21 protein-coding genes are annotated in these 20,623 nt (G+C 60.2%); 7 read left to right on the top strand and 14 right to left on the bottom strand.

Annotated elements, in window-relative coordinates; genetic code table 11:
- Positions 1-60: 60 nt before the first annotated feature.
- Complete coding sequence (locus tag Q1A75_RS02785; protein WP_299546735.1) at positions 61-1,044, top strand: DMT family transporter; 984 nt, start codon at positions 61-63, stop codon at positions 1,042-1,044.
- Positions 1,045-1,262: 218 nt separating this feature from the next.
- Here the strand turns inward: Q1A75_RS02785 and Q1A75_RS02790 are convergent, their stop codons facing one another.
- The 3 genes from Q1A75_RS02790 to Q1A75_RS02800 all read right to left on the bottom strand — a co-directional run bounded on the left by Q1A75_RS02790 (position 1,263) and on the right by Q1A75_RS02800 (position 3,188).
- Entirely contained in the window at positions 1,263-2,228 is a 966-nt protein-coding gene (locus Q1A75_RS02790; RefSeq protein ID WP_299546737.1) for an NADPH:quinone oxidoreductase family protein, read from the bottom strand.
- A gap of 16 nt (positions 2,229-2,244) precedes the next feature.
- Positions 2,245-2,487, bottom strand: coding sequence for a hypothetical protein (locus tag Q1A75_RS02795; RefSeq protein ID WP_299546739.1), 243 nt, complete (start codon positions 2,485-2,487; stop codon positions 2,245-2,247).
- Positions 2,488-2,687: 200 nt separating this feature from the next.
- Positions 2,688-3,188, bottom strand: a complete 501-nt coding sequence (locus Q1A75_RS02800) for a MarR family transcriptional regulator (protein ID WP_299546741.1) — start codon at positions 3,186-3,188, stop codon at positions 2,688-2,690.
- A 50-nt stretch (positions 3,189-3,238) separates the two neighbouring features.
- Here Q1A75_RS02800 and Q1A75_RS02805 point away from each other — a divergent pair, with 50 nt between their 5' ends.
- The 3 genes from Q1A75_RS02805 to Q1A75_RS02815 all read left to right on the top strand — a co-directional run bounded on the left by Q1A75_RS02805 (position 3,239) and on the right by Q1A75_RS02815 (position 5,649).
- On the top strand, positions 3,239-4,258 hold the full coding sequence (locus tag Q1A75_RS02805) for a YHYH protein (RefSeq protein WP_299546743.1): 1,020 nt from the start codon (positions 3,239-3,241) through the stop codon (positions 4,256-4,258).
- Positions 4,259-4,315: 57 nt separating this feature from the next.
- Positions 4,316-5,203, top strand: coding sequence for a YghX family hydrolase (yghX, locus tag Q1A75_RS02810; protein ID WP_299546745.1), 888 nt, complete (start codon positions 4,316-4,318; stop codon positions 5,201-5,203).
- Between the two features lie 239 nt (positions 5,204-5,442).
- Entirely contained in the window at positions 5,443-5,649 is a 207-nt protein-coding gene (locus Q1A75_RS02815) for a hypothetical protein (protein WP_299546747.1), read from the top strand.
- Here Q1A75_RS02815 and nusB read toward each other — a convergent pair.
- The 4 genes from nusB to Q1A75_RS02835 all read right to left on the bottom strand — a co-directional run bounded on the left by nusB (position 5,646) and on the right by Q1A75_RS02835 (position 8,568).
- The gene (nusB, locus tag Q1A75_RS02820; RefSeq protein ID WP_299546749.1) at positions 5,646-6,113 is read right to left on the bottom strand and encodes a transcription antitermination factor NusB; all 468 of its coding nucleotides are present in this window, start codon (positions 6,111-6,113) and stop codon (positions 5,646-5,648) included. The two genes, Q1A75_RS02815 and nusB, sit on opposite strands and share 4 nt — an antisense overlap.
- Positions 6,110-6,652 carry a 6,7-dimethyl-8-ribityllumazine synthase gene (locus tag Q1A75_RS02825; RefSeq protein WP_299546751.1) on the bottom strand — a complete coding sequence of 181 codons (543 nt, stop codon included), beginning with the start codon at positions 6,650-6,652 and terminating at the stop codon, positions 6,110-6,112. Before Q1A75_RS02825 ends, nusB begins: the two co-directional genes overlap by 4 nt.
- Positions 6,652-7,773, bottom strand: coding sequence for a 3,4-dihydroxy-2-butanone-4-phosphate synthase (gene ribB, locus Q1A75_RS02830; RefSeq protein ID WP_299546753.1), 1,122 nt, complete (start codon positions 7,771-7,773; stop codon positions 6,652-6,654). Before ribB ends, Q1A75_RS02825 begins: the two co-directional genes overlap by 1 nt.
- 207 nt (positions 7,774-7,980) lie before the next feature.
- On the bottom strand, positions 7,981-8,568 hold the full coding sequence (locus tag Q1A75_RS02835) for a riboflavin synthase (RefSeq protein ID WP_299546755.1): 588 nt from the start codon (positions 8,566-8,568) through the stop codon (positions 7,981-7,983).
- Between the two features lie 153 nt (positions 8,569-8,721).
- Here Q1A75_RS02835 and Q1A75_RS02840 point away from each other — a divergent pair, with 153 nt between their 5' ends.
- The 3 genes from Q1A75_RS02840 to Q1A75_RS02850 all read left to right on the top strand — a co-directional run bounded on the left by Q1A75_RS02840 (position 8,722) and on the right by Q1A75_RS02850 (position 13,319).
- Complete coding sequence (locus Q1A75_RS02840; RefSeq protein ID WP_299546756.1) at positions 8,722-10,014, top strand: capsular biosynthesis protein; 1,293 nt, start codon at positions 8,722-8,724, stop codon at positions 10,012-10,014.
- Between the two features lie 150 nt (positions 10,015-10,164).
- Positions 10,165-11,301 carry a polysaccharide biosynthesis/export family protein gene (locus Q1A75_RS02845; protein WP_299546758.1) on the top strand — a complete coding sequence of 379 codons (1,137 nt, stop codon included), beginning with the start codon at positions 10,165-10,167 and terminating at the stop codon, positions 11,299-11,301.
- Between the two features lie 5 nt (positions 11,302-11,306).
- Positions 11,307-13,319: a capsular polysaccharide biosynthesis protein gene (locus tag Q1A75_RS02850; protein WP_299546760.1), complete on the top strand. Its 2,013-nt coding sequence runs from the start codon at positions 11,307-11,309 to the stop codon at positions 13,317-13,319.
- Here the strand turns inward: Q1A75_RS02850 and ribD are convergent.
- The 7 genes from ribD to dnaG form a co-directional block, all read right to left on the bottom strand.
- On the bottom strand, positions 13,316-14,413 hold the full coding sequence (ribD, locus tag Q1A75_RS02855) for a bifunctional diaminohydroxyphosphoribosylaminopyrimidine deaminase/5-amino-6-(5-phosphoribosylamino)uracil reductase RibD (protein WP_366142166.1): 1,098 nt from the start codon (positions 14,411-14,413) through the stop codon (positions 13,316-13,318). The two genes, Q1A75_RS02850 and ribD, sit on opposite strands and share 4 nt — an antisense overlap.
- Positions 14,410-14,877: a transcriptional regulator NrdR gene (gene nrdR, locus Q1A75_RS02860; RefSeq protein WP_299043536.1), complete on the bottom strand. Its 468-nt coding sequence runs from the start codon at positions 14,875-14,877 to the stop codon at positions 14,410-14,412. Before nrdR ends, ribD begins: the two co-directional genes overlap by 4 nt.
- A 122-nt stretch (positions 14,878-14,999) precedes the next feature.
- Positions 15,000-15,428, bottom strand: coding sequence for a hypothetical protein (locus Q1A75_RS02865; protein ID WP_299546762.1), 429 nt, complete (start codon positions 15,426-15,428; stop codon positions 15,000-15,002).
- Between the two features lie 115 nt (positions 15,429-15,543).
- Positions 15,544-15,948 (bottom strand): secondary thiamine-phosphate synthase enzyme YjbQ, encoded by a 405-nt coding sequence (locus Q1A75_RS02870; protein WP_299546764.1) that lies wholly within the window; start codon positions 15,946-15,948, stop codon positions 15,544-15,546.
- 99 nt (positions 15,949-16,047) lie between these two features.
- Complete coding sequence (locus tag Q1A75_RS02875; protein ID WP_299546766.1) at positions 16,048-16,467, bottom strand: hypothetical protein; 420 nt, start codon at positions 16,465-16,467, stop codon at positions 16,048-16,050.
- Positions 16,468-16,532: 65 nt separating this feature from the next.
- Positions 16,533-18,518 (bottom strand): RNA polymerase sigma factor RpoD, encoded by a 1,986-nt coding sequence (gene rpoD / locus Q1A75_RS02880; protein ID WP_299546767.1) that lies wholly within the window; start codon positions 18,516-18,518, stop codon positions 16,533-16,535.
- A 129-nt stretch (positions 18,519-18,647) separates the two neighbouring features.
- Positions 18,648-20,603: a DNA primase gene (dnaG, locus tag Q1A75_RS02885; protein ID WP_299546769.1), complete on the bottom strand. Its 1,956-nt coding sequence runs from the start codon at positions 20,601-20,603 to the stop codon at positions 18,648-18,650.
- Positions 20,604-20,623 lie beyond the last annotated feature (20 nt).

Here is a 20,623-nt window from a genome sequence, read left to right on the forward strand (position 1 = left end):
CAATTGCGCTATGCGCTATTCACAAGCCAACTTGCGCCATGCTGTGATAGGGCTGTGGGCATGGAAAATACCCGTCAGAACATCGCCGGACTGGGCATTCTATGCGTGCTGATCGGTGTATTCTGCATTTCAATAAATGATATGTTTATCAAGCGGTTATCGGGTGATTATCCGCTCCATCAGATTGTCTTTGCGCGCTCTGGCATCGGCATTCTGTTCAGCCTGATCATCGTTCAGTACGAAGGTGGCTTTGGCATTCTGCGCACCAATACCCCATGGCAGCACGCGCTGCGGGGCATTCTGATCGTCATTGCCAACATGACTTTTTTTGTGGGGCTGGCGGTGCTGCCACTGGCGGATGTGACGGCCCTGTTCTTTGTCGCGCCCCTGTTTATCACATTGTTATCTATACCCATTTTGGGTGAACGGGTTGGCGTTTTGCGCCTGTCGGCGGTGGCCGTTGGATTTGCCGGGGTCGTCATCATGCAACGCCCCTGGGCGGATGCAGATACGCTTGAGGTGAGCCGGGTCGTGCTGCTGTTGCCGGTTCTGGCGGCCCTGACTTACGCGTTGAATCAAATACTTACGCGAAAACTGGGTGTGGCCAGCAAAGCCAGCGCCATGGCGGTTTATATCCAGGCGACCTTTGTCATCGTGTCCTTGGGCTTTTTCGCTGTCGCCGGTGACGGGCGGTACGCCGAAGGCGCGACAAACGGATCGGTGATCTTTCTACTGCGGGCGTGGGTCTGGCCGCAAGGCGTTGATATATGGATCTTTTTCGGCCTGGGCGTGAACGCAGCCATCATCGGGTATTGCCTGAGCCAGGCCTACCGCCTGGCCGATGCGGCAACGGTTGCGCCCTTCGAATACATTGGTCTGCCGCTGGCCGTCTTCTGGGGCTGGGCGGTGTTCGGGGACCTGCCGATGCTGGAGGTCTGGATCGGCATTCTTCTGATCCTGGGCGCGGGTCTGTTCGTGTTTCTGCTGGAGCACCAAAAAGCGCGGGGTGGCGACCGGCGGCCTGTCCGGGGACGCAATGGTTAGGGCACCGCACGGTGCGTTGATATTGCAAGACCGCGCATTTTGAAGCCGAAACCGCGTATTTTACACCCCGCGAAAATGGGGATTTCACCCCTGTTTCCGAAAAACTGCACAATTTACGGCCAAAACTGCGCAGTTTCTGCACCCAGAGCGCAGTCACACCCTGTTAACTTTCCTGCCGTGTTAAGATTTGCGCGGCTCCGGTAACTTTTGGGTAAGATCTAGCCGTCGACCTGGATCACGACCTTGCCCGTGGCCCTGCGTGTCCGCAGCAGGTCGAGCGCCTCGTTCGCCCGGTCCAGCGGCAGCCCATGGCTGACATGGGGTTTCAGCTTGTCTTCGGCATACCAGCCAAAGAGCACCTCGAAACTGTCGGTCAGCACTGATGGATTCACCCGCATGTAGCCGCCCCAATAGAAGCCGAGCACGTGCAGGTTCTTGACCAGCAGATAGTTGGCGGGAATTTGCGGGACCGTGCCCGACGCAAAACCGAGGGGCAGCAGTCGCGCCTCGGGGTTGCAGGCACGCAAGGCTGCGTCGAAGAGGTCGCCGCCCACCGGGTCATAAACCACATCTGCGCCACCCAGTGCCTTGACGTCAGCGCGCAGATCGCAGGTGTCGCTGTCAAGAAGGTGGTCCGCGCCCGCATGCGACGCGATCTTGAGTTTGTCGGCGCCGCGCGCGCAGGCGATCACCTCTGCGCCCATGAGCTTGCCCAGTTCGACAGCAGTGAGGCCGACCCCACCTGACGCACCGAGCACGAGCAGTCGTTCACCGGGTTTCAGATGCGCCTTGTAATCAAGCGCCACGTGGCTGGTGCCATAGGCGACAAGGAAGGCCGCGGCGTCCACCTCGGTCATCGCGTCGGGGATGGGTACGCAAACGCTTGCAGGCAGGGCCGCGTATTCAGCAAGTCCGCCAAAACCGGCATAGGCGGCGATCCGTTGGCCCTTGGCCAGGTGCGTGACGCCCTCGCCCAGTGCCTCGATGGTGCCGCACATCTCCATCCCGATGGTGGCGGGCAGGTCCGGCTTTTCCTGGTAGGTGCCTTTTACGATCAGCGTGTCACCGAAGTTGAGCCCGCAGGTGTGGATGCGGACCAGCACCTCGCCCGCTTTGGGTGTGGGGCGGTCGATCTCGCGCATCTGGAGTGGCTGCCCCAGTTCGGTGACTTGCATGGCGCGCATTGTGGGTGTCCCTCTGTCAGCGGCCCTCGCGGCCGATTTGCCAGACCACATAGCTGATCTGCACAGCGCCGAACAGCAGGCCGTTGAAGAACCACAGAATGAACAGGACCAGGAACGCATCGTCACTGTTTTGGGCATGCGTGCGGATGTCCGCGATGTCGAGGAGCCAGATAGCCGAGACGAAGACGGCCGAAAGAGCGAAGCCCACGGCGGTGCCGTTGAGGAAGAGGCGAATGAGAGGGTGGGGCTGGTGACTCATGGAATTAAGGTAGTGTTTTATCTGGGAGACGCCAGAAGCCGATCACCCTGATGGGTGTTTGGGCCATGTGGTGCCGATGCGGCATGTGCTGCAGAGCCTTTCAGCAAGGACGGTGCCCGGCACCCCGGCCAGAGGGAGCGGGGCTGGATTGAATAAAGTCAAGATATGCGCATCGGTTTGCCCGGCATCGATACGTCAACTCACGTCGGAGCGTGGGTATTCTCAACGCTGACATCAGTATCAAGGCCGTCTCTTTTCGCCCGCCGCTCACCCGCTGTCCGGCCGCCAAGCGCATCGCGCAGTTCCTCGGCAGTCTTGAAGATGGTGGCCGCTTTATCAGCACCAATGACGCCTTCAATGATCCGGTCGACTTTGTGCCAGATCGCGCGCACATCGGATAGAAGGCTGGCCCCCGTTTTTGACAATCGCAAGATGTTGCTGCGTTTTTCATTTGGGTCTTGTCGCCGGACAATGAACCCGGACGCCAGCAGACGCATTGTCATCGTGCTCATGCTGGCAGCCGTGATATTGCATTCGTCCGCCAACTCTATCTGCGAGGATGGTCCCATCCGATCAAGCGCGTCGAGGACGCGGGCTTGGCTGTGCCCCACACCAAGTGGGCGCAGCTCATGACGCACGACATCTTCCACCAGGGCGGCAGAGTGCAGCAGGAAGTGGAGGTTGGGTTCTTTGCGCGTCATTAAATTATTAGTAAGCTAACTAAGAATCATCATCAAGGATGAAACGGCGCATGTCCAAAGTGCAGATGTTCCGAAGGTTTCGTTTCCGAGGGCCCGCAAAATACTTCGCCGTCCTGGCGCTGGCATGCCTGCCTTCGGGGGCTGCATCGCAAAACGTCGACGCGCGGCTGGAAACGGTTATGCAGTTTTTTGCTGGCGCGACCGTTGTCTCCAGCCCGACAGTTGTCGAGTGTAAACTGAGCGGCGGAACGGAAACGGCCTGTTTTTCGATTACCTTCACCGATGATCCTGAAGGTGACACGCCCGGACCGTGGTGCCCCCGCAATGTTGATGATGGTGCGGACGCAGGCGGTATCTGGCTGCAGGATGGCGTCGTTCACGATGTCGACGGTGCCTTTATCGAACGCCTTGCGGAATTTTACGGCGATACCAACTGGCAACTCCATGACCCGGAGACCGGTGCCGTCCGTTTCACCGGCACGCTTGAAGCCTGCGAGGCGGCAGCACGACCGAATGTCGACCCCGCCTACCAGAACCACTGCGTCGAATGTCTTCCCGAGTATATGCCGGATGGTGCATCGGTGACCTATGTCATCCCGATCGATCCCGGTGAGCCGGATCAGTTGTCACCGACGCGGACCGGATCAGGTGTTGCCTACAACGGCGTTCGGCTGGACGGCCCTGCCCCCGTCGACGCGATACTGGGGGCGTATACGATTGCCCCGTTCGACGATTGCGGGGGGCACGTGAACCTGCATGTCGGATACCATTATCATGCAGTCACCGAGTGTTTGAACAACGGCCCCGAAGCGGATGTGCCCGAACACGGCCCCCAGATCGGAATCGCGATGGACGGCTATCCAATCTTCAAACATCTGATGGCCGATGGATTGGTGCCTGCGGAACTCGACCAATGCAACGGCCATCTTGGTGAAGATGGCACTTATCACTACCACGCAGGCGCAGCGGGATCGAATGCCATTCTGGGATGTTTGCGGGCCGAGACCGGCTGCACATTGAATGATCCTGACGCCCCCTGCGATGCTACGGCGCGACGGCCGGGCCCATAGCAGCAAAGGGTGGAGCTTCTATCTAATAGATCACATTTCAACACTTGGAGAATGAAGATGAACCGCATGACAGCCAAAGACTTTGATCAAGAGCTTCTCGATCTCTATGATTTCTATGCACACGGCAAGATCACCAAACGCGAGTTTCTGGATCGCGCCGGCAAGTTTGCCGTTGGTGGCGTAACAGCGGCTGCCCTGCTCAATATGCTGAGCCCAAATTATGCTATGGCAGAGCAGGTATCGTTCAATGATCCCGACATTCATGCCGACTACATCATGTATCCTTCACCGAATGGCACCGGCGATGTCCGAGGTTATCTGGTGCGCCCTGCCGAGGTCGAGGGGCCGCTGCCAGCCGTATTGGTCATTCACGAAAACCGCGGCTTGAACCCCTACATCGAAGATGTTGCCCGCCGCCTTGCCAAGGATGGCTTTATGGCGTTGGCGCCTGATGGGCTGACATCTGTGGGAGGCTATCCGGGCAATGACGTCGATGGCCGGGAGCTTCAGCGAACCGTCGACGGTATCAAACTGATGAATGATTTCTTTGCAGGCTTCGAACACCTGTTGGGACGAGACGACAGCACCGGCAGCGTTGGTGCCGTGGGCTTTTGTTATGGCGGGGGCGTGGTCGGCGCGATCGCTGTCGCATACCCGGAACTTGCAGCCGGTGTTCCTTTCTATGGGCGGCAGCCGGCGGCTGATGATGTTGCCATGATCGAGGCCCCGCTTTTGATCCAAATGGGCAAACTTGACGAGCGCATCAATGCCGGCTGGCCCGCGTTCGAAGCGGCGCTGCAAGCCAACGACAAGATGTACGAGGCGTATATCTATGAAGGCACAAACCACGGCTTTCACAACGACAGCACACCCCGCTATGACGAAGCCATGGCAGAATTGGCGTGGGAACGGACGATTGGCTGGTTCAAAACACATTTGTCGTGATCGGGCCAATCGTCGCTGATTGGTCAAGTGTCTTGCAGCAACGGAAAGTTGGTGTCCGGTCTTTGCGGTATCGCGTGCACCGACGCAGGGCACGCGATACGACCGAAATACCAAGGGACGTTCTACCGTGTATCCGCGTATGACAATGGCAGTAGTCGCAGACAAACTGCTTGCGACAAGCGCGGCAGATCCAGCAGACGGCTTGCAAGGCTGCGCGTGCGACAGCCCGTCAGGTGGGCTTGTGGTGGATCAGATTTTGGATGCTGCTGGACTTTGACGTCTGCGCCGAAGTTGCCCCGGTTGTGGCGGCACATCTATTGATCTGGCCGCAGGTCATGGCAGCGTCGCAAATAGCTTTGTTTTTCGGTGAGGGCGTGATCACCCTGAGCATCACATCCCTTGGCAACGATGAACAGGATCCTATCTTGGGCGGCCCTGCCCCCTAAAACGCCTCGGGTCGCGCTTCCCGCGCCATGTGGTCCAACACCGCGTTCACGAACTTCGGCTCTTTGCCGTCGGGGAAAAACGCCCGCGCCACGTCCACATATTCCACGATCACCACCTTTGGCGGCGTGCCCGTATCCCGCAGCTCTGCCCCGGCCGCGCGGAACAGCGCGCGCAGGGTCGGATCGATGCGCGCGATAGGCCATTTCGCGACCAGCGCCCGATCCGTCATCTGGTCGATCGGCGCCTGGTAGTTCACCGCATCATCCATCACGCGGGCGAAATGATTTGGGTCGCCCTCGGTCATCTCGTCGCCTTCGTAGGACGCACCAAAGCGGTGGTCCATGAACTCGACCTTGATCTGGTCGACGGTCTGCGCGGTCTGTTCCATCTGGAACAGCGCCTGCACGGCATAAAGCCGCGCGGCCGAGCGCATCTTGCGTTTCTGGTTGCCCGAGAGGGTCATGCGGTCGTGGATCCTGTCTTGCCTGCCAGCTGGTATTCGGTGGCGGGTTTGAACCCGACCCCCTTGCTGGAGCGGCCCCACTTACGGCTGAGTGCAATCAGGTGCAAGGCCGCAGCCGCAGCCCCGCCACCTTTATTCTGACCCGCAGGATCGGCGCGTACCTCGGCCTGCTCGGTGTTTTCCACCGTCAGGATTCCATTCCCGATGCAGAGCCCCTGAAGGCCGAGCAATTGGATCGCGCGGGACGAGTCGTTGCAGACCGTTTCGTAATGCGTGGTCTCGCCCCGGATGACGCAGCCGAGCGCCACGTAGCCATCGAAGTTCGAAAGGCGTTCGCTGATGCCGATGGCGGTCGGAATTTCGAGGGCACCCGGCATTTCGACCAGATCCCAGGTGGCGCCTGCTGCCTCGATCTCGGCCTTGGCACCGGATACAAGGTTTTTGGCGATCTGCTTGTAATAGGGCGACACGACGATCAGCAGCTTTGTGGGCGTGTCAAAGCTGGGTCGGTCCAGCACGTGGTGTTCGATGGATGCCATCAGGTCTCTCCGAGAATGGGGCGGGTGCCCACGATTTCGAGCCCGTAGGCGTCGATGCCCATATAGGTCGTGCGCGGGCTGTCCGTAAGCAGGATAAGGCGTGAAAGGCCCATGTTCGACAACATCTGGGCGCCGAGGCCGGTGTTTTTCACGATCCGGGGGCCGGCCTCTTCATCCGTGAACAGTGACTTGCGCGGTTCGCGAAACAGGCAGACGACCCCGCGCCCTTCATCGGCAATCAACTCCATTGCACGGGGCAGTTCCCCCACGGGCTTGTCGCTGAGACCCAGGATATCCGTCACCTCGGCCAGTGCGTGGGTGCGGACCAGAACAGGCTCATCCGTGCCCAGATCACCTTTCGAAAGCGTCACGTGCTCGATACCGTAGGTTTGGTCAGTGAAAATGCGCATGTCCCATTGCCCGCCATGTTGCGAGGTAATCATGCGGCGATCCGTTTCGACCACCAGATTGTCATGGCGGCGGCGGTAGGTAATCAGGTCCGAAATGGTGCCGATCTTGAGCTTGTGCTTGGCGGCATAATCCACGAGGTCAGGCAGACGTGCCATGGTCCCGTCTTCGTTCATGATCTCGCAGATCACGGAGCTTGGGTAGTGACCGGCGAGGCGTGCCACGTCGCAGCCAGCCTCGGTATGACCGGCCCGCACAAGCACCCCGCCCTTGCGGGCGCGCAGGGGGAACACATGCCCCGGTGTGGCCAGATCGGCCGAAGTTGCTTGCGGGTTCACCAGGGTCGAGATAGTCAGCGCCCGGTCCCCCGCCGAAATGCCAGTGCTGACACCCTCACGCGCCTCAACAGACACGGTAAAGGCCGTCTCGTGCCGCGAAGAATTGTGCATTGCCATCATGGGCAGGCCCAGATCGTCGATCCTTTCGGCAGGCAAGGTCACACAGATCAGCCCACGCCCATGGGTCGCCATGAAGTTCACCGCCGCCGCATCGGCAAAGTTGGCGGGGATCACCAGATCACCTTCGTTCTCGCGATCCTCGTGATCGACGAGGATGAACATCCGGCCGTATTTCGCCTCTTCAATGATCTCTTCGATGGGCGAAATGGCAGCGGCAAGGTCCGTTTCGACCGGCCCGGGGGTCTCAAAGCTCATGTGTCACCTGTGGCAGCGTTGCCCGCGACATAGAGGATCAGGCACACCAATACCAGTGTCGCAAGGCAGCAAAAGCTGCGCGGTTCTTCGTTCCTCAGGAATCTGTCCCAACGGGCCAATCTGTCACCGGGCCATCGCCTCTTATGATGCGAGCACGCCAGCACCCACATCCAAAATGGCGTCAGGCCGAATGGCCTGTCCGTTGGGTCACCCGGCTTCAGCCAGGCGCGCGACATAGCGGGCGAGCGTGTCGATCTCAAGATTGACCGCATCCCCCACAGCGACATCACCCCATGTGGTCACCTCCTTGGTGTGTGGGATGAAGTTGATGCCGAACACATCGCCCTGCACTTCGTTTACCGTGAGGGAGGTGCCGTTCAGCGCCACGGATCCCTTCGGCGCAATGAAACGCGCAAGGCCCTCCGGTGCCCGCAATTGCACGCGGGTGCTGTCACCCTCATCCACGACCGACACAACTTCGGCCACACCGTCCACGTGCCCCGAAACGATATGCCCACCCAACTCGTCACCGACACGCAGCGCCCGCTCCAGGTTGACCCGCCGCCCCACGGCCCATGCCGACAGGTTGGTCTTGGATACCGTTTCCGCGCTGACCTGCACGTCATACCAGTCGGGGCCAAGGTCCACGACGGTCAGACATACGCCGTCGGACGCGATGGAGGCCCCCATGTCGATACCCGACGTGTCGTACCCGGTCTGGATGCGCACCCGCAGGTCGCCCTCTTGCTCGAGATCCGAAATGGTGCCGATGTCGGTGACGATACCTGTGAACATGAGCGCTCTCCTTGTCATTCTGACCCGAGGTAACGGTGCATATCCTCAAGGGCAAGTCTGACAGACGTTGCGGTTTTTTGCCAGTTGAGCCATAAATCCGCCCCAGTCAGATGTTCATCATGGGTCAAGACATTGCCACGTATCAGGGACCAGATGATACTGCACGCCCCCGAAGCCCGGGTGTTCCTTTTTCTGCAGGGACCGCATGGACCGTTTTTCAACCGTCTTGGCGCCATGCTGCGTCGCGCGGGAGCGACTGTGTGGCGCGTCGGGTTCAACGCGGGCGACCAGGCCTTCTGGTTTCATCCGCGCAGCTACATCCCCTACACCGGCAACGCTGCCGCGTGGCCAGACGCATTTTCACAGATCGCAGACGACAAGGGCGTGACCGATATCGTCCTCTATGGTGACGTTCGCCCCATCCATGCGCAAGCCGTGGCCGAGGCCAAGCGGCGCGGCATCACTGTGCACGTGTTCGAGGAAGGGTATATGCGCCCCTATTGGGTCACCTATGAACGCGGCGGCACCAACGGCCATTCGCGCCTGATGGACATGTCCGTAACCCAGATGCAAGACGCGCTGGCCCTGTCCGATATGGAAGCCCCCTTGCCCCCCGGCAATTGGGGCGACATGCGCCAACACGTGTTTTATGGTGCGCTCTACCATTGGTTCGTCATGTTCCGAAACGGCAGGTATCGCAGTTTCCAGCCGCATCGCGCGCTGAGCGTTACCCGTGAGTTTCAGCTTTATTTGAAGCGATTGCTTCTGATGCCGGTCCATACCCTGGACCGGATACAGGCCACGATGCGCATCCGTTATGGTGGCTTCCCATATCACCTGGCCTTGCTTCAGCTGGAGCATGACAGCAGCTTTCAAAAGCATTCACCCTTCAAGACGATGCCGGAATTCCTGGACCTCGTGATCCGTGGGTTCGCCGAAGGCGCGCTGGCCCATCATCATCTTGTCATCAAGGCACATCCCCTCGAAGACGGACGCACCCCCATTCGGAAAGCCATTCGAACCCTGGCTCGTGAGCTGGGACTGCAAGGGCGGGTGCACTACGTGCGCGGCGGCAAGCTGGCGCAGCTTCTGAATGACGCCCGCAGCGCCGTCACCGTGAATTCAACGGCTGCTCAACAGGTGTTGTGGCGTGGTATTCCGCTCAAAGTCTTTGGCAAGGCCGTCTTTGCAAAGCCGGAATTTGTCAGTGACCAGCCCCTGCCCGCCTTCTTTGCCGGGGCGAGCCGTCCCGACAACCGTGCATACCGGGACTATCGCCGCTATCTGCTGGAAACCAGCCAGATTCCGGGCGGCTTTTATTCCGCCCGTGGCAGACGCCAACTGTTGCGTCAGGTCGTGGACATGATGCTGTCGCCGGACGATCCTTACGATGCGCTTGCATCGGGCACCGCGGCGCCAAGGCAACAGTTGCGGTTGGTGACCTGACCACCACTACCCCTATGGCTAGATTTTATCACCGGACTCCGGTAGCTTGACGACAAATCAGCGTCGGAAAACCGTCGCAACACACAATAATATGGGCGCGGACCAACCTGCGCCCGAGGCAGAACAAGAACAGGTCGAGGAGACCGAGCAGTGATTTTCCAACCGTTCCGCTGGGCGCGCGTGGCTGCGTCGTTGGCCCTTTTGGGGATTCTGGCTTCTTGCGGCCTTCCGCAGATCGGGCCGAGCAAACGCCAGATTTTCTCTGGTTCCGTTCAACGTGAGGGCGATGCGTTTGTCGTGTCGGTCAATGATCGGGTGACCGAAGCGACTGCCGTGACCCCGGCCCTTGGATTTTCCGACCAGTTCCGGAACGCGGGCGTGTTGGGGTCGGATACCATCCGGCCCGGTGACGTACTGGGCCTGACAATCTGGGAAAACGTCGATGATGGCCTGCTGGCTGGAGAAACACAGAACTCCACCATCCTCGAAGAAGTACAAGTGGACGGCGCTGGCTTCATCTTTGTCCCCTATGCAGGCCGCATCCGCGCCGCAGGCAATACTCCGGACGCCATTCGCCGCATCATCACCACCAAGCTCGAAGACCAGACCCCCGACCCGCAGGTGCAGGTGCGCCGGGTGGCCGGTGACGGATCAACCGTATCGCTGATCGGATCGGTGGGCGCGCAAGGCGTCTATGCCATTGAACGCCCCACACGCACCTTGTCGACCATGCTGGCCCGCGCCGGTGGCGTCACCATCGTGCCCGAAATTGCACGCGTCACCGTGATCCGCGGCGGCATGCGCAGCCAGGTGTGGTTCCAGGACATCTATGACCATCCGGAACTGGATATCGCCCTGCGCGGCGGAGACCGTGTGCTGGTGGAAGAAGACACGCGTGCCTTTACAGCATTGGGCGCGACCGGTGGACAGGCCCGCGTACCCTTTGAAAGCCAAAACCTGAGCGCACTCGAAGCGCTTGCCCAGGTGGGTGGTTTGCAGACCAACACATCCGACCCAACCGGCATCTTCGTATTCCGCAACGAACCTGCGGAAGTGGCCAATGTCGTGCTGGGACGGGATGATCTGGTCGGCGCGCAACGGGTCGTCTATGTTCTGGACCTTACGCAGCCCAACGGAATGTTCCAGGCCCGTGACTTCGTGATCCGCGATGGCGACACGCTTTATGTGACTGAAGCGCCCTATACCCAGTTCGCCAAGATCATCACATCGATCACCACGCCCATCACAAGCGTCAACACGCTTGCCAATGGTGTGACCGGCAACTGACGCCAATGATCCAGTCAGACGATTCAGCCGCCGGACCCGAAAAGGCCCGGCGGCTTTACGTTTACAATGGTGGTTTTCTGACCCGCGGGCGTGTGCGGCGCATTGTCGAGCTTGCGGGTTACGATATCTCTCTTGGTCTGCCCGGCCCGGATGCCCTGGTTGGTGTTTGGGGCAATTCGCCGACAGCGCATCGGGGCGAAACGGTCGCCAACCGACGTGACGCAAACCTCGTGCGGGTCGAGGACGCGTTTTTGCGGTCCGTTCTACCCGGCCGTACAGGAAGCCCGCCAATGGGGTTGCTGATCAATCACAAGGGGGTGCATTTTGACCCGGCGGCCCCGTCTGATCTTGAAGAGATTCTGGCAAGCCATCCGCTGGACGACACGGCCATTCTGAATACGGCCCGCGGCGCCATGGCGCGGATGCAAGAAGCGCATCTGAGCAAGTACACTGGCTTTGATCCAAGCACACCCGTGCCCGACCCGGGTTACGTTCTGGTCATCGACCAGACACAGGGTGACGCATCGGTTACGGCATGTGGCGCGGATCGGAACCGGTTCCTTGAAATGCTGTTTGTCGCGCAGGATGAGCATCCCGGCGCACGCATCCTGATCAAGACACACCCCGAAACCGTACAGGGGTTCCGGGAAGGATATTTCGGCCCGGACGACTGCAACGACCGCGTGTCCCTTTTTTCGGACCCGGTCAGCCCGTGGATTCTGATGGAGGGGGCTGTGGCCGTCTACACCGTTTCTTCCGGGCTGGGTTTCGAAGCAATCATCGCGGGCCACAAGCCGCGCGTGTTTGGCCAGCCTTTCTATGCAGGATGGGGGCTGACCGCGGACGAATTCCCGGTGCAGCGCCGCCAGCGCAAGTTGACCCGCGCGCAATTGTTCGCCGGGGCGATGATCCTGTACCCGACATGGTATGATCCGCATCGCGATTGCCTGTGCGATCTGACCACCACGATGGAGGCGCTTGCCGCAGAAACCCGCGCGTGGCGCGCCGATCACAAGGGATGGGTCGCCAGCGGCATGCGGTTGTGGAAGCGGCAGCCCCTGCAAAAGGTGTTTGGCCGCTTTGCACCAGTGCGGTTTCAGGATGACCCCCGCCGTGCGCGGGCGATGGCGCGGCCCTGGATGGTGTGGGCCGGTAAAGCAGATGTGGGTCACGAGGATGCCGTCCGGATCGAGGACGGGTTCTTGCGCTCGCGTGGCCTGGGCGCCGCATTGATTCCGCCGCTGTCATTGGTCACGGATGATTTGGGGATCTACTATGACCCCTCTCGCCCGAGTCGGTTGGAGCATATGATCCGATCCCGTCGCACCTTGCGCCCGGATCAGACCCTGCGCGCAGAGCGCCTGATGCGCACTCTGACCGAGGATGGTTTGAGCAAGTATAACCTGTCCGGTGACGTGCCTGACTGGCCCGCAGGGCGGCGCGTTCTGGTTGTTGGGCAGGTCGAGGATGATGCGTCGATCCGCCTGGGGGCTGGTCGGGTGTGCACCAACTCGGCGTTGCTTGAGGCGGCACGGGCCGCCCGGCCCGACGATGTCCTGATTTACAAACCGCATCCGGATGTGGAAGCGGGGTTGCGCGATGGCGCGTATGATGCCAGCGCACTTGCCGACGTAGTGGCGGCGAATGCCGACATTGGCGCGGTGTTGGCGCAGGTGGACGAGTTGTGGACCATGACATCGCTGACCGGGTTCGAAGCGCTGTTGCGCGGCGTGCATGTGGTCACGACGGGTGCGCCATTCTATGCCGGATGGGGGCTGACGGAGGATCTTGGCGACGTCCCCCCCCGACGCCGCGAAGACATCCCGCTGACCGGTCTGGTGCATGCCACCCTGATCGACTATCCGCGCTATTTCGACCCGGCAACCGGTACCGCCTGCCCTGTCGAGGTGGTTGTTGACCGTTTGCGCGACGGGCCTTTGCCCCGACCCGGATTTGCCAACAGGGCGCTATCCAAGCTGCAAGGATTGCTGGCCAGCCGCGCGCATCTGTGGCGCTAGACCCGGGCCCATTTGTGGCACACATCATCGCCCACGCGTGACACTGATTTCAGCACGTAGCGCTGCGCGGCGGCAAGCGCCTCCAACCCAAGAGCCCCGATATTCGGCAAACCTTCGGCCCCGATCACAAGGCCAGCCGTGAACCCCACCAGTTCATCGACCAGGTCCGCTTCGATCAGGGATGCGGCAAGTGCGCCGCCCCCTTCGCAGAACACGCGGGTGAAGCCGTGACTGCCCAGTTGCTGCAATACATCCCGCGGATCAAGCTGACTGCCTGACGCGCCACAGGGCAACAGGGTCGCGCCCAGATCGCGCCATGTGTCCTGCAGCATCGGGTCCGCATCGCGCCCGTGGCAGAGAATGACCGGAATTTCTTTGGCGGTGCGGGCGAGTGTGGACATGAGCGGCAGATCCAGCCTGCGCGATACCACCACGCGGGCGGGTTGCGCCACACTGCCAAAGCCGCGCACCGTCAGCGACGGGTCGTCATGCCGCGCCGTCCCGCCCCCTATCATCACCGCATCGTGCCGCCCGCGCGTGGCGTGAACATGCCTGCGCGCCTGCGGTCCGGTGATCCATTTGCTTTCTCCTGTGCCGGTCGCGATGCGCCCATCGAAACTGCTGGCGAGTTTGAGGGTGACGAACGGGCGCCCTTGTTCGGTGCGCAGAAAGAACCCGACATGATCCGTCTGTGCCTGCGCCTCGCATATGCCTGTCGTCACGTCGATACCCGCGTCACGTAGGATCGCCATACCAGCGCCGTCGACACGGGCATCACTGTCCTGAGTGGCGATAACGACACGTGCAATACCAGCGTCGACCAGAGCATTCGCACAGGGCGGCGTCTGACCATGGTGGGCGCAGGGTTCAAGTGTCACGTAAGCTGTGGCACCGCGCGCCGCGTCACCCGCTTGCGCCAGGGCTTCGGTTTCCGCGTGGGGCCGCCCGCCGGGTTGGGTCCAGCCCCGTCCAACGATGCGGCTGTCCTTTACAATGACGCAGCCCACTGCCGGGTTTGGGGCTGTGTGCCCCATTCCGCGCCGCCCCAGGGACAGCGCCAGTGACATGAAGCGGATGTCCTCCGCTTCGCTCACTCGTCTGACGGGGTGTCTGGCCGCAGCTCTGCCACGAACTTGTCAAAGTCGTCCGCTGCCTGGAAATTCTTGTAAACACTGGCAAACCGGACATAGGCCACCGTATCGATACGGTTGAGCGCCTCCATCACGATCTCTCCGATCTGCTTGGACTGGATGTCTGTTTCACCCATGCTTTCCAAACGCCGCACAATGCCCGAGATCATCTGATCGATACGTTCGGGATCAATGGGCCGCTTCTGCATCGAGATGCGGATCGAGCGTTCGAGCTTGTCGCGATCGAAATCCTCGCGCTTGCCGTTGGACTTGATGACCACCAGGTCACGCAATTGGACGCGTTCATACGTGGTGAACCGCCCGCCACAGGCCGGACAGAAGCGCCTGCGCCGGATCGAAACGTGATCCTCTGCCGGTCGGCTGTCTTTTACCTGTGTGTCAATATTCCCGCAAAACGGACAGCGCATCGCCCATCCCCTTGTTCTAGTCCCGTCTGTAGTGGGGGTTTTCCCCCGTTCCGCGAAACTATAGGCGGTTGTCTAAGTTTTGGGTAGAGGGGAAATGACACCGCTACATGAGCGGTGCCCCTTTAACGCCGAACCAGTTGGTTCGAAGAGGTCCGCACCCTTAGGAAGGGTACACTGCGGCAAAGAGCGTAGGCATGGGCCATCGAAAATACCTTGCCCGTGCGGCGCACGCCTTGACTGACCGAGGAGAACGCATTTGGCACCGCTTGTGTGCTGAAGGTCACGCCCTTGCGTCCCGGTGCCGTCTGCGCATCTCCGCGCCCCTGTGCAATGTACAGGTCACCGCCCCGCACCCCCAAAACCTTGCGCGCATAGAGACCGGCTGCGCACCACATCTGCGTGCCGCCTGCGCTGTCGGCTTCGACCACCTCAAACGTTGTGCTGTCGATCTGGTTGACGGGGATCGTGAACCGTTCGCGGCGCACGAAATCCTGTGCATGCCCCAAAGTCGGCAAGGTTATCACAATGGCAAGGGTAATTGGTTTGAACATCGGGCATCTCCTTTATCGAAAGGATGTAGGTAGCGCGGACTGAAATGGAAATCACCTTGTGGCGACATGAGTTTCAAAGCACCAAATACACGGGTGCGGTGCCCTTTCGCCGCCTCTAGCCTATGTGCGCCAAGACCTTGCGCTGATGTGGCGCATCGCGATGTTCAAACAGATATATGCCTTGCCAGGTGCCAAGTTGTGGCTGCCCTTGCCACACCGGGATCTGAAGGCTGACGGGCAAGAGTGCCGCCTTAATGTGGGCAGGCATATCATCCGGTCCTTCGTAAGTGTGGGTCAGATAGGACATTGAGGCGTCAGTCGTAGGCGGCACGAGGCGTGAAAAGAAATTGTGCAGGTCAGTCTGCACCTCGGGATCGGCATTTTCCTGAACAAGCAATGAACATGATGTGTGTTGCACGAACAGGGTCAGCAGGCCGTCGCCAGTGCACCAGTCCACCACGGCGCTGGTGAATTCGTATAGCCCTTGGCCTTGCGTGGCGATGATAAAGGTCTTCTGCATCTTGCGATCCTGTATCAAAGGCATTCGAAGCCGCTTTGGGTCGGATCAGGCACACGGCCGATTGCCTGTCCCGGGCGCGTTCTGTGGAACAGGGCGATCTCAGTCGGCGCAGGCCGCGCTGGTGTAGAGCCCGCTATCGTGGTCCGCGCAATATCCCGCCGCTTGCATCGCATCCGCAATGGAAAAGATCCCGACATTTGCCGTGTCTGCATTGCAGGTCAGGTCGGCCAGCTTTTGATCACCATGCGAGACGATAACGCCACCGGTTGCTGGCAGATCTTCAGCCATGCGGTCGACAGAGATCCATGCGGTATATCGGGTACCTGCGTTCTCGAATGTGATGTCTTCCCAGATTGAGCGTCCGACGCCCGGCCACGGTCTGGCCTGTACCTGCCCCAAGGGCATGACCAATTCGAGTTCAGGTGCGTTCAGCGGACCAAAGGCATAGGTTGCCTGACCTTCCCCCGCGCACACGGTGATGGTTTTGGAGCCTATCTGACAGTTCAGTACCAGGTCCATGCCACCGCATTGCGCCACCGCCACCCCAGGGGTGAGCGCCAGCGCAAGGACGGTGGCCAGCCCCCTCACTGATCGAGGAAGCTGCGCAGTTTACGGCTGCGGCTGGGGTGCTTGAGTTTCCGCAGCGCCTTGGCTTCGATCTGCCGGATCCGTTCGCGGGTCACGCTGAACTGCTGGCCGACCTCTTCCAACGTGTGGTCTGTGTTCATGCCGATGCCAAAGCGCATCCGCAGCACGCGTTCTTCACGCGGGGTGAGCGAGGCCAGAACGCGGGTTGTGGTTTCCTTGAGGTTTTCCTGAATGGCGCTGTCGAGCGGCAGCACGGCATTCTTGTCCTCGATGAAATCGCCCAACTGGCTGTCTTCCTCGTCCCCGATAGGGGTTTCAAGGCTGATCGGTTCCTTGGCGATCTTCATCACCTTGCGGACCTTTTCGAGCGGCATCTGCAGCTTCTCGGCCAGTTCCTCGGGCGTGGGTTCGCGGCCAATCTCGTGCAGCATCTGGCGGCCTGTCCGGACCAATTTGTTGATCGTTTCGATCATATGCACGGGGATACGGATGGTGCGCGCCTGGTCAGCAATGGATCGGGTGATCGCCTGACGGATCCACCATGTGGCGTAGGTCGAGAACTTGTAGCCGCGGCGGTATTCGAACTTGTCGACCGCTTTCATCAGGCCGATGTTCCCTTCCTGGATCAGGTCGAGGAATTGCAGGCCACGGTTGGTATACTTCTTGGCGATCGAGATCACGAGGCGGAGGTTGGCTTCGACCATCTCTTTCTTGGCCTGACGGGCTTCTTTCTCGCCCTTCTGGACCTGCTGCACGATGCGACGGAATTCAGAGATGTCGAGGCCGACATATTGGCCAACCTGTGCCATGTCCGCGCGCAGCTCTTCGACCTTTTCGGCCGAGCGTTCGATGAACATCTGCCAGCCGCGTCCGGACTTCTCGCCCATCTCGTCGAGCCAGTTGGGGTCCAGTTCGCGCCCACGATAGGCGTCCACAAACTCTTTGCGGTTGATCCGCGCCTGGTCGGCAAGCTTCACGATGGAACTGTCGATCTGCATGATCCGGCGGTTGATGCCGTAAAGCTGGTCGATCAGTGCTTCGATCCGGTTGTTGTGCAGGTGCAGTTCGTTCACCAGCAGCACGATCTCTGCCCGCAGCTTCTGATACGTCTCTTCATCGCCCAGGCTGAACGATCCATCCTCGTTCAAAGTTGCGGAAATCCGGCTATCCTGCATCTCTGACAAGAGCGAATAGTCGTGTGCGATGACCTCAAGGGCCTCAAGCACCTGCGGCTTGAGTGCAGCCTCCATCGCGGCGAGCGACATGTTGGCCTGTTCGTCCTCGTCGTCGTCGTCATCCTTGGCAATCGGATTGCCATCGGCGTCCAGTTCGGGGTCGGCGTCCGTCTTTTCCTCGGTCTTGGCGGCCGCATCAACGACAGGTTCTGACACCTCTTCGCCGTCTTCGCCCAACTGGTTGCCGAAGGTCGCTTCGAGGTCGATGACGTCGCGCAGCAGGATCTCTTCGCTGAGAAGTTCGTCGCGCCAAATGGTGATCGCCTGGAAGGTCAGCGGGCTTTCGCAAAGCCCTGCGATCATGGTGTTGCGCCCGGCTTCGATCCGCTTGGCGATAGCGATCTCGCCTTCGCGGCTCAGCAGTTCGACGCTGCCCATCTCGCGCAGGTACATGCGCACAGGGTCGTCGGTCCGGTCCAGTTTTTCCTGACCCGTGGCGCCCAGCGTCAGATCGCGGGTGCCTTCGGTGGTCGTAACCTCGGTCGAGCCCTTTTGCTCTTCCTCTTCAGCTTCTTCGTCCTCGATGATGTTGATGCCCATTTCGGACAACATCGACATCACGTCTTCGATTTGCTCTGAGCTGACCTGATCGGGCGGTAGCACAGTGTTGAGCTGATCATAGGTGATGTAGCCCTTGTCGCGGGCTTCCGAGATCATCTTTTTGACGGCTGCCTGGCTCATGTCCAGCGAGTGGGCGCTGTCCTGATCTTCGGTCTTGGCGTCTTCGTTTGTGTCTTTCGCGGCCATACTGGGCTCCTTCAATCGGGGCTCCTTGGCGATTCGTCCCCGCGAATCGCTGCCAGAAACATTTAGTGCTTTGGGTGATTCGACCACCCATGTACGTGCATTTTCTTTATATTTTGAGACCAATTCGCATCAGTTACGGCGTTTAGAGAAGTCGATCTGATCCATCAGCGCAGAAAAAGCGTCTTTTTCGCTCCGACTGATTCGGGCACCGTTGTCGCCCGTCTCATATTCCGAATCATCCTCTTTTCCGCTGCGGGAGGCCTGAGCTGCGGCTTCAGCCGCTTGGCTGAGGCGCCAAGTTACGCCTTCATCTGCCACACCTTCCAGGTCCTGCGCCGCATCCGCGATCTCGGCATTCAGTCCCTTTGCCGCGCTGAGTTTTGCGAGCTCTTCGGCCACGGTCATGCGGGCCATTTCAGCATCGCCGGGTGTGCGGATACACGGGACAATTGCCACATGGCGTGAAGAGAGCAGGTTATCAAGGGCATCAGGGCCCAGTGCGCCGAAAATCTTTTCGCGCAACAGCTCGGTGCCGGCATGCCCGTGGCGCAGAATCAGGTCGCGCAATACGGCATGGTCCGGGTTTACACAGGCAAGGCTTTCGAGCCCGCTTTCGAATTCTTCCGCAACGTCAGGCGTGCAGACAAGGGCGGCAAGGATCACCGTTTCCCGCAAATGATCCGCAATCTGCGCATCACCTGAAGCCAGCGCGGATGTCTTGGTGCTGGGCATGGGCACAGGTGGCGCTTGCCAACCGCGCCCCGGCTGCCAGTTCCGTTTCTGACCACCTGCGCCGCGTTGCGGGCGGAAAAGCTGCCAACGCAGGTCCTTGATCGCCTGACCGTAGTGTTGGCGGATCGACGGATCCTGGATCAGCTTGATCTTGTCGCGCAACGACTTGTCCAGCGCTGCCTTGCGTTCGGGGCTGTCGAAGGTCTTGCCTTCGGTCTCGCGCTGCCAGAGCAACTGGACCATGGGCATCGCGTTATCGACCAGCTTTTGCAGGGCTGGCGCGCCTTGGGCCTTGAGCAGATCGTCAGGATCCTGCCCTTCCGGCATCAGGACAAAGCGCAGCGATTTGCCTGCTTCCAGCTGGGGCAAAGCAAGATCGATCAGGCGCATGGCCGCGTGGAGGCCCGCCTTGTCACCATCAAGCGCGATGATCGGCTCATCGGCGATACGCCAGAGCATTGCGAGCTGGTTTTCGGTCACCGCGGTACCCAAAGGCGCAACAGAGGCGCCGAACCCATGTTCGGCCAGTGCGATGACATCCATGTAGCCTTCGGCCACGATCAGGGGCTGGCCTTTGCCCGCCGCTGTCCGGGCCGGACCATGGTTGTATAGGCTACGCCCCTTGTCGAAGAGTTCCGTTTCGGGCGAGTTCAGATATTTCGCATTGTCATTGGGGTCCATCGCGCGCCCGCCGAAGGCGATACACCGACCGCGCGCGTCCCGGATGGGGAACATGATACGGCCCCGAAAGGTGTCATAGGGCGTACCACCCTTCTGGCTGGGTTTGGCCAGACCGGCACCGAGGATCAGGTCGTCTTCGACGCTTTTCCCCTTGAGTGCGTCCCACAAGCCCTGCCAGGCATCGGGGGCATAACCAATCTCCCATCGGTCCTGCGCCGCTGGATCAAGGCCCCGCCGCTCCAGATAGTCGCGTGCTGTTCCGGCTGCGCCGGTTTTCAGTTGCAGACGGAAGTGCTGGACAGCCATTTCCATAACATCGGCCAACTGAGTTCGCTTGTCGGCCTTTTCCTGCGCACGCGGGTCGCGCTCGGGCATGGGCATCCCGGCTTCACCGGCCAGGATTTCGACTGCTTCCATGAAGCCTACATTCTCGGTCTCGCGGACAAAGCTGATCGCGTCGCCCTTTGCGTGGCAACCAAAGCAGTAATAGTAGCCCTTGCGATCATCGACGTGAAAACTGGCTGTTTTTTCGTGGTGAAACGGGCATGGCGCCCAGAGATCACCTTTGCCTTGGTTGGACTTGCGCGCGTCCCACATGACCTTGCGGCCTACAACCTGTCCCAAGGACAGGCGTGTGCGCAGTTCATCAAGAAATCCGGGGGGCAGGCTCATGCTCTTAATATTGGTGGTGA

This window comes from uncultured Tateyamaria sp. (assembly GCF_947504105.1).
Taxonomy (GTDB): Bacteria; Pseudomonadota; Alphaproteobacteria; order Rhodobacterales; family Rhodobacteraceae; genus Tateyamaria.